Origin of the sequence: Nostoc flagelliforme FACHB-838, assembly GCF_014698065.1 — a bacterium.
In the GTDB taxonomy this organism is placed as follows: domain Bacteria; phylum Cyanobacteriota; class Cyanobacteriia; order Cyanobacteriales; family Nostocaceae; genus Nostoc; species Nostoc flagelliforme_B.
The window spans coordinates 1-6,930 of the sequence record NZ_JACJSI010000311.1; the positions used below are offsets into that span (position 1 = coordinate 1).

The following is a 6,930-nucleotide window of genomic DNA, read 5'->3' on the forward strand; positions in this document are numbered from 1 at the left end:
CTGTTTAAGACTATTGAGGAACACATCACCAATCCACGAAAGAAAGGAGTCATTGACCTAGCTTCAATTGATGCGCGAAAGAATACCCTTTTGCCCGACAGCCGCTACTCATTCGGGTTTAGTGCGCCGGCTGATATTGCTATGCCCATCGTTGCCGCCTATCGAGTCTTTTTGGATGAGAACTATAACTGGTTAATTCCTTTTGATGATTTCGCGGAGGACTTTTTACAGCATTTATGGGCAAACTACTACCGCAAGTATTGAACCCGTTGGAGGCGGATACACCTCTATTACCATCGAAAGCACAGGTTCTATCCCCATCTGTACAACCAGATTTGGAATGGGAGATATAGCATAAACTCGCTAACTTTACTAGTTACTCTAGTACCGATTTTTTCAGTACTAAGGTAGCTAGTTCTTTTTAGAGGGCATATTTAAACTTTTGAAGTTAGGTATGAGTTCCATTTTTCAAAAAGCACACTAGGGTGTAATTTAATTATCGATTACACTTGTTCCCTCAACTAACTCAACAACTAAAGAAGGCCATACTATGACTATATTAGGTATTAATAGACCTTTAGATACAACCCAGGCAAAACTGTGGAACGAGGGCGATTTGTCTACAAGCGATCGCCGCCGGGAGCATCTAGAAATTCTCCTGTGCCAGAAAGTACAGATAGGTGAAGACCCTACCTTGTGTAAACAAGTGTTGAATTATTTGTATTTCTCGGCATTTCAACAGAATCTGAATCGCATTACTGTCCAAAAAGAGAAAGAAAAGTCAGTATTTGCCTCCCTACAGCAAGTGATTATTACGTCTTTTGCTATTTTAGGGATGTTTGCGTTCCTTGCCGCCGCTTCTAACAAGTCAGTTGTGCGCTCGTCTGGGGTAATCCCTCCAGCTATAGAACGGCAAGCCAATTAATCAAACAATTCACTTTTTCGCCCAGTCGCAATACAACTCTTGGAGAGGCTACGCTCAGTGCAAGGGGAGCAATTGCAGATGTAAAAGGATGCCATTAAAAAGGTGAGAGCGTTGTTTGATAATGCTTTCAGCTTATATTATCACTCACTCGGCATCGCTCCCGCCTAACCCGTATTTCTCACAAGCTTCCCTGCTTTGATGGAGCAGAGGGGAAAGAATCAAGGCACATTGAACTCTCCCACTAGCGAACCTGCACAAGCGCAGGCTTTGAAAAGTGTGGTGAGAAATGCGGGCTAATATACTGTGTCCTTATCGAAAGGCAAACTGTCAACATCCTCAAAGTTACGCAGGTCTTGCTCCATCTGCTGCCGACGTTGTCCGTATGTTCTACTATCTTCAATCCTTCCCCTCATCTGCCATGCACCAAAATTAATACCCTGTTCTGCGTGTTTAGCAGATACTTTGTTGTAATCATCAACCTCGATTTTCTTGCGTCGTTCCATTTCTTCTAGCCACCCAAGGTTTGTACCCTTTTTAAGCTCAGATTCAAAGTACTCCTGTTTAAGAGAACCGTCAGGGTTAAACTGTGTTTTCTCTGTTGGGGTGAAGAAATCGTATGCCGTGTAGACTGGCCTTAGCTCTGGGTCGGTTTCATCTAAATGTTCTAACTCAAGATACCTATTCTTCAAGATTTGAGCGTGTTTATCGATCATTTCAGGACGCATATTATCAGCAATTAACTGCTGAAGATACTCTGGTTTTAAAGAACCATCTCCACTGACTTTTTCTTGGTTCATATTTAACCAGCGTTTTAATCTTGACATATTTACCCCCAAGAAATTTTCCAAATTTAAATAAATGTATGGCTCTAGAATTTAAACACTTTGATACAAGGTTAAATCAATGGATTCATGATGACGGAGACAAGAAGAACCCTGATTCAATTTTAACTGAGAAAATAGACAATACTTTATTAGAATTATACTTTCCAAATAAAGAATTTTCTTTTGGACATATTGATGAATATAGTAAGCCAGAAGATTTACAAAATCACCCGGAGGGACATATTCTTTTATTATCTTCTAAAACCAGGCTTCTGTACGGTTCTCCAGAATGCTTAGAAGTAATTGAGAAATTATGCCCTGATAGAAAAGATAGAGGTGCTTACGGTTCAATTTTTTTAGGTGCTTGTAAAAATTCAATTAATGAACGGTTAAACATTTTAGTTGTAGATGATAATACGGGAGAAAATGGAGGCTTTATTAAAGACCAAGATGCTTTTAAATTAGTGGGAGACTGCTATGGACAGATTTCAAATGAAGCTTATGTTAAATTAACTAAAAAAAAAGAACATGAAGAGAAAAGTTATCGAGTGATTCAGCATCGCTTTGGTTGGAGAGAAGGCGATGGAGAAGATACTAAATACCGTTTTGGGAAAGGAACTCTACGACCATTTAAACTAGAAGAGTTGTCTTGGCAAGAGAATACACTCAAAATCGACTTAATCATTCCCATATCCAGTTTTAAAGGTACAGACAAAGATAATCCCAATGGTGCTAGTAAACCCCAAATTCAACCAGGGCTATATCAACAAAAAGTCTGGTTAGGTGAGAAGTCTCAGTCAGAGCGGGGCCAGACAGCTATATCCCAACTGTTGGCATCATTTCCCCAAGGGATCAAAGATTTCGCTGAGGAGCTAGAGGCACAGGCTCAAAAGCTAGCCGAAAATCAGGATGACCCAAGGATTGTTGCACAACTTTACTGTGAGAGATACGAAAAACGTAAGGCTTTCACCGAGTCACAAAAAACATCTTTAAAAAAACAAATTACTCTTGCCTCTGCTGATGGCTCATTAGCTAAACAATTAGAACTAGTGACATCGAATGATGCTAATGGAGAATATGAGGCAACTGATGAAAATAATGAATCTCCAAAAGATGATTTGTTAATGTATAAACTCATAAAGGCTGATTTAGTTGGGGGACATAATCAGCTTTTAGAAACTGAAAAAGTCAAACAAGAACTGAGTAAATTTGTCCAAAGTGAGTGGAGAGATATAGCACTTGGGAGAACTTTAACATTTGATCGAGGAATGATTATCCCATCCAAAGAACTAAAAAATGGTGAAATTTGTGTCTCTTGGATGGATGAAAAGGAAAAAGTATTAAACTTTCGTTCTCCCTTTCTCAACTCTAATGGGTTGTGTGTATCTACCAATAAACATGTTTTAGACCGTTTAGCTCCAGATGGTGAACCATTGCAAGGAATAATTGTAGTCAATGATGAAGATCACAAACGCATACTTGCTCGGATTGAAGCGCTAGAAGCCCAAGGTATTCAACACAACGAAGTTAATCCTCTCGAAACCGAATCACAACGTCAAGCGCGTGATTTCGACGGTGACTGTATTGGCGTAGCACTTGCACTTCAATATCCAAACTTCACAGCCGAAGCCGAGTACAGAAACCAGCCTGAAAATGCTTATCGGCCTACTGTTAAAGAAAAGAAACAATCATTTTATTTGGAAAATGGAACCCAGCCCCCATTTGAAGAAATAGCTATCCACATGAGTGATAGCATCAGCGTGGGCATAATCAACAATCAAGTGACGGCATTAGAGGCATTAGAATCGGAAATTGAAGTACTTAAAACTTACGGTAACTTAGAACAAAAGTCAACTTATTTAGACCAAGTATCTAAGCACTATCAAAGTTTATTTGAACAGGAACATGGCGAGAAACCCAAACCAATTAGAGCAGAGTACAAACCTTTCATGCAATCTGTTGTAGCTCTAGCAAAGAATCCTAACAGAACGCCAGATATTATTCAGCAGGCGATGGATGTTAACCGTCTGATGTACCGAGAAATGATTGGTGAGGGATGTTATCAAAACCAAATAGCGGTTGATTTATTCAAGAGTGCTAAAAAACCTGAAATGGATAAAATCCGAGAAAACAGCCGCTACTTGTATCGTGATGTTAATTATATTAAAGATAAGAAATCTTCGTTAGCTTATTTAAGCACGGGGATAACACCAAAGGGCTACTCGCCAGTAGAATTATTGATTAGCCAAACCAATAAATATTTCCAAGAATCACAGTTAGAATCGCGTCCCATCGTCCAGTTGAAAGACTTGTTCAAAGGAGTGGAATTTACACCACAACAAAAATTTTCAGCGATCGCCGCCAAGTACGAGTTTGATCGGAAATTCAACGCTGCGGTTCGTGCCTCAAGGCGGCGAGAAACAGAGTCTGGCCCTAGCACAATTGTTCAAACGGATTCAGGAACGCAACTCGAAATTACCAATCTAACCCGCTACGGACACCCCTTAATCTGGAAAGCCCAGACATTGAACATTCGCTTAGATGAGATTAAATTCACAAACAGTGAACGCCCCCCATAAATTATTAGCAGTTGCACAGATAGATGGCGAGGTTGGGTCAGATGGAAAACCCGCTTACCGCAACCTGGGGACAGTTAGCCAACAATCTGTGACTGACCACAACCTCAAGGCGGGGATGACCATGCAGGGAGCTAAACTCCTAGAACTAAAACCAGAACTTACTAGAAGCCAAACTAAATTACTTTTCGATAAGGCACAGGAGACGGCTCTCGCATTTTACACGAAGATCCCAGAATTAGAAAAACTTGCTCTATCCGCCGCCGCTTGGAACATCTGTGCATCCCGCCAGGATGAACTTGAAGTTGCAAGAAAAGAAAACGCAAACCCCCAGGCGATGTCTAACGACAAGCCGCTCCGCGTCTACGCTAAAAAAGTTTCCAATTTCGCCTTCGCTGCTTTCCCCAATGAGATTATCTCTCGCTTAGATAAATTGCAATTTACCGAACCGAAGTTAGTCACACTAAATAATGAGGCAAATCAATTTTTGGGTAGAAAGTGGAACCCAGACGAAAAGCACCCGATAGAAATTAGGGCTAGCCACCACCCAGTCGGACATGAGCGCCATGTTTCCAGATTGTTATTTGTACAGGATAGTAACGGCGAATATAAGGAATTCGCCATGCTTGAAACCAGAACCGCACAGCTTCCCATTGGAACGAAAGCGCTCTCTCGTATGGTTGGGGTAGAACCTGCCACTGCCAAAGCAACTATTGGACTACCAGGAAACGAGCCAGTTGAAATTACTATCCGTGAACTCAAGAACTTCTCCTATGCAGGACTTGTTTTTAACGCCGAACCCGTAAACTTAGAATTTGGCACTGTGCCGATTCCTGATAAAACAGTAAAAATAAAACTTGATGGCAAAACTCTGGGTGAGTTAGACAGTGATTCTGTCCAACAGTTGAAACAAATTGATTACCTGAAAAATGGTAATCCTCTAAAGTTAAAGCTCACGTCAATCTCTGAGACAGGAGATCAAGCTTTTGTGCTGGGTGAATCTCCCAATGGGAATCTCCTCAAAATTAATAAAATTAACTTTTATGATTTTTCTGGTCAGACATTCAATGATCAAGATTACCGAAAACTGACTATGGAAACCTCAGCTTCTAAAACTAGAGATGCTGTATTTTTGAATGGTGAACCCTTGGGGGTATTACATTTCAAGAAAGATAAAGACGCGCTCAGACAGCTTGGATTGCTCAAAACCGGAAAACTTACCCCAGCCCCCGCTATTATTGAAAGTAACTTCTCTGTTATTTGCGCTCAAATAGACCCTAATACCGTTGAATATCCCCAGAAATGGACGAAGGAATTTCAGGCTTTTGGGACTCAATCGGTTAACCCTCAACAGCTGTATATGATTGAGAGCAGTGCGAAGATTCTACATCAGATTAAAGAGCGTCCTACTTTCTTATTTTCGACAGAATCAAACAAAAAACTTGGAGTCATGGGTCTGGCTGTTGACAACCAGAAAGCTGATACTGTGACTAAATGGTTAACTGCTCAAAAAGTTGAATGGCAGCAAGTACCAACAGAAGATGTTATCAGGGAAACTAAAAAAGGTCTAGCAGTATTTCACTTGGTTGATAGCTCCATCCCTGCCAAAACTTTGGAGAACATGACCAAGAAATTCGGAGCAATTATTGAAACGGATAGTGACTATCAACAATTTGTTAACTCTCTCGCCACACGACCACAGTTTTTGAAACCACCAGAACAAATAGCACAATCCCCACCTAACCAATCTATAACTTCATTACTCTCCACGACTCCTTCTACACCAGACATTAGTAATAGTGTGAAAACCGAACCTCTAAGTGTAGAGAAGCCCCCGACAGTCACTATTGATGACTTGAGAAATTGGTATAATGCCGCAGATAAGTTAGGGAAGTCGGAGAATTACAAAAAACGCATTGCAGAAGTGGCTTATGGGTTTAAAGCTGGTGAGCAATTATCAGCCCAAGCGTTGACAGTAATGAATCAAGATACATTTGAGCTTGAAGGAATCAGTCGGCTGACTCAAATTGCTCAAAGGATTGGCATGGTCTGGGGTAAGTCTGATGAAAATGGTACTCAAGTCCAAGGGAAGATTTATGACTTGGCTTTCAATACCCAGCAGAGAAATTTAACTATTTCACAGAAAAATGGAGAGGTAATTTTAAACTTGCAATCAGGGAGGGTACAGACTAATAAACTAACTCCACAGATATTGCAAACTTTTGAGGATGTCAATACTCAAATTGATAAAATATTAGCTAAATCTCAAACACAGCAAGTAGACTTACAAAGATAGATTTATCCTAAAATAGCACTTTTAAGCAATGGAAAAGGAGAACAACGTTATGGAGAGAGCTAGTCTAGAGCAAGCACAGGTTTCTTATAATCTTTGTTAGATACACTCAGCAGGGCTAGACGCGCCATTGATCAATTCCTTAAAAGTAGTCCAGAAGCGAAGGATCCCAAGTTTTGCATAAGCCTTGGTTTACTTCAAGACTTTTAGGAATCATTCTAAGATATGGTAGTGACGTGACAACAAAAGGAGGCGGACAGGTTCTCCGTAACTCACTGACGCAATCAAAAAGGATATTGTTAAATCAGCGAA

2 protein-coding genes and 2 pseudogenes are annotated in these 6,930 nt (G+C 40.5%); 3 read left to right on the top strand and 1 reads right to left on the bottom strand.

Annotated features, from left to right (window positions below; translation table 11 throughout):
- A pseudogene (locus H6G97_RS41925) lies at nt 1-264 on the top strand (AIPR family protein); the annotation flags it as partial.
- A 286-nt stretch (nt 265-550) separates the two neighbouring features.
- Complete coding sequence (locus H6G97_RS41930) at nt 551-925, top strand: hypothetical protein (RefSeq protein ID WP_190946475.1); 375 nt, start codon at nt 551-553, stop codon at nt 923-925.
- A 293-nt stretch (nt 926-1,218) separates the two neighbouring features.
- On the opposite strand, the gene H6G97_RS41935 is transcribed toward H6G97_RS41930, so the two are convergent.
- On the bottom strand, nt 1,219-1,749 hold the full coding sequence (locus H6G97_RS41935) for a hypothetical protein (RefSeq protein ID WP_190946476.1): 531 nt from the start codon (nt 1,747-1,749) through the stop codon (nt 1,219-1,221).
- 38 nt (nt 1,750-1,787) lie between these two features.
- On the opposite strand from H6G97_RS41935, the pseudogene H6G97_RS56300 reads away from it, so the two are divergent.
- Nucleotides 1,788-6,621 (top strand): annotated as a pseudogene (locus H6G97_RS56300) (hypothetical protein).
- Nucleotides 6,622-6,930: the final 309 nt, after the last annotated feature.